The following is a 1,915-nucleotide window of genomic DNA, read 5'->3' on the forward strand; positions in this document are numbered from 1 at the left end:
GGCCGGCGAACCGGTCGCGGTCGGCGAGCACCGCGGCGAGGCCGGCCGCGCCCGCCGTCTCGGCGACGGTGCGCGCGCCGGTGAGGAACAGGCCCGCGGCGCGGTCGATGGCGTCGTCGTCGACGAGGACGAAGTCGGCGAGGTGCTCGCGCAGGATCTCCTGCGTGAGGGCGAACCCGCACCCCGTCGCGAGGCCCTCGGCGCGCGTGCGGATGTCCCGCGACACGAGGTCGCCCGCGCGCCACGAGTCGTGCGCGGCCGGGGCGCCGTCCGCCTGCACGGCGACGACCTCGAGGTCGGGGGCGAGCGCGGCGGCGACGAGGCACGCGGCCGCCGCGCCGCTGCCGCCACCGACGGGCACGACGAGCGCGTCGAGGTCGGGCGCCTGCTCGAGCAGCTCGAGGTAGGCGGTCGCGACCCCGGCGACGAGGTCGGGCTCGTTCGCCGCGCTGATCAGCCGAGCCCCGCTGTCGGCCGCGAGCGCCGTGGCGTGGGTGCGGGCGTCGTCGAAGGTGGCGCCGTGGAGGACGAGGTCGGCGCCGAGGGCGCGGACGGCGGCGGCCTTGGTGGGGTTGGGGTCGGTGGGCATGACGATGGTGCAGGGGGTGCCGGTGGTGCGGGCGGCGTGGGCGACGGCCTGGGCGTGGTTGCCGGTGGAGAAGGCGACGACGCCGCGGGCGCGCTCGGCGGGGGTGGTGCGGAGCAGGAGGTTGAGGGCGCCGCGGACCTTGAAGGCTCCGGTGGGCTGGAGGTTCTCGTGCTTGACGACGACGTGGGCGCGGGTCGCGTCGTCGAGCGGCGCGTAGCGGCGGACGGGTGTCGCCTCGAGGTGGGGCGCGAGGAGGCGGCGGGCGTCGAGGACGTCGCGCAGGGTGGGCGGCGCCGGGGTGGTGGTGGCCGGGGTGCCCGGGCCGCCGGTGGTGGTCTGCGGTGTGGTGTCGGTGCGGGGCATGCGTCCACGGTCCCGCGGGTACACCCATAGGTCCAATGCCTGTTCGTGCTGCATCTATCGACGTGGTCGATGGGTGGCCTACGGTGGGCCCGTGGAGGGCGGCTCATGGACCTGACGAGGTTGCGCGTGCTGGCGGCGGTCGCGCGCGAGGGGTCGGTGACGGCGGCGGCGCGGGCGCTGCACTACGCCCAGCCGTCGGTGAGCCACCACCTCGCCCGGCTGGAGGCGGAGGTGGGTGTCCCGCTGGTGACGCGGCACGGGCGCGGGGTGCGCCTGACCGAGGCGGGGCTGCTGCTCGCGCGGCGGGCGGAGGAGATCCTGGGCCGCGTGGGGGCGGCCCGCGAGGAGGTGGAGGCGCTCGCCGGGCTGGCGGCGGGCCGGGTGCGGCTGGCGGCGTTCCCGTCGGCGCTGGCGACGCTCGTGCCGGACGTCGTGGCACGGCTCGGGCGGGACCACCCGGGCCTGGACGTCGGGCTGGTGGAGGCGGAGCCGCCGGAGGCGCTGGCGGCGCTGCGGCGCGGTGCCGTGGAGGTCGCCCTGGTCTTCGAGCACGACCGGTCGCCTGCGGACCTGGACGGGCTCGTCGCGGTGCCGGTGCTCGCGGAGCCGCTCCACGTCGTCACCGCGCGGCTCGGCGACCGGGACGACGCGGCGGCCGCTCCCGACGAGGACGACGACGCCGCCGCGGACGCCGACGCCGGTGCGGCCTCGCTCGAGCGCCTGGCGGACGCCGACTGGATCGCGGGCTGCGAGCGGTGCCGCGCGGACCTGGTGGCCCGGTGCGAGCGGGCGGGGTTCACGCCGCGCGTCGCGTTCGAGACGGACGACTACGTGGCGGTGCAGGCGCTCGTCGCGGCCGGGGCGGGCGTGTCGGTGCTCCCGGGCCTCGCGCTGCGCGCGCACCGGCACCCAGGGGTCGCGGTGACCCGGCTGCCCGGGGCGGGGCGGCGGGTGCTCGCCGTG

General features: G+C 78.4%; 2 protein-coding genes. One reads left to right on the forward strand and one right to left on the reverse strand.

Annotation, left to right across the window (positions count from 1 at the left end):
- A partial coding sequence (locus JZ5iCDA_RS17205; protein WP_069388210.1) for a threonine ammonia-lyase occupies positions 1 to 952 on the reverse strand: 952 nt, incomplete at its 3' end.
- 105 nt (positions 953 to 1,057) lie between these two features.
- Here JZ5iCDA_RS17205 and JZ5iCDA_RS17210 point away from each other — a divergent pair.
- Positions 1,058 to 1,915: LysR family transcriptional regulator (locus tag JZ5iCDA_RS17210; RefSeq protein WP_083260127.1), on the forward strand; the 858-nt coding region annotated here is incomplete at its 3' end.

The organism is Cellulosimicrobium cellulans (assembly GCF_001722485.1).
Taxonomy (GTDB): domain Bacteria; phylum Actinomycetota; class Actinomycetes; order Actinomycetales; family Cellulomonadaceae; genus Cellulosimicrobium; species Cellulosimicrobium cellulans_A.